Raw genomic sequence first — 851 nt, 5'->3', positions numbered from 1 at the left:
CCGAACTCCCGTGCTCCATATCAAGCTGTCTAATCTGTTGATGAATGCGTTGAGCGACTTGCTCTGCGCCTTCTGTTGTCGTGTTTGGCAAGATAAAACCAAATTCTTCACCACCGTATCGAGCCACGCAGTCTGAAGAACGGTTGACCACTTGCTTGAAGACCGCCGCGACACGAATCAACGCCTCGTCGCCTTGTTGGTGCCCGTAACAGTCGTTGTAATCTTTGAAAAAGTCGATGTCGCACAACATGATAGTCATTGGCAATTTTTCACGAATGTGGTGATACCAAAGTACATGAAGACGTTCATCAAATCGGCGTCTATTCGCCACTTGCGTCAAGCTGTCCATAAAGCTCAATTTCTCAAGTTCAAGGTTCGCTTGTTCAAGTTTTTGCTCGGCGAGATAACGCTCTGAAATATCACGCGCCATGATAAGAACGCCATTCGTACCCGATGCCTTGTCTTTAAACGGCGATTTCACCACATCAAACCACGTAATATGGCCATCACTACTCACGACCTTATCGATATACCTTACCGGTTCCGCTTGTCGTAGAGCGTGTAGGTCGCTAGTTTCCAACCGCGTGTACATTTCAACGGGAATGACATCTTGAAGACGCTTACCAATCAAATCAGAAACTTCAGATATACCTAAAGCGTTTACAAATGGCTTATTGCACGCTTGGTACACCATGTTCTCATTAAAAATACCGATAGAGTCAGGGCTTGCATCTAAGATTGTTTGAAGAACGGTGTCACGTTGAGCCAAGGCGACTTCAGTGTCTTTACGACGTTCCATTTCATCACGTAAGTTTTGCTGAATCTTATGCCACTCCGTCACATCGTGACTA

Annotated in this window: 1 protein-coding gene; it reads right to left on the bottom strand. The window is 45.7% G+C overall.

Annotated elements, in window-relative coordinates:
- Positions 1-851 (bottom strand): GGDEF domain-containing protein (locus R8N49_RS26010; protein WP_318190313.1); only part of this gene is annotated, 851 nt, incomplete at both ends.

Source organism: Vibrio sp. 1978 (genome assembly GCF_033344345.1).
Note: the sequence above shows the minus strand (reverse complement) of the source record. Positions and strands in the feature narration are given on the sequence as shown.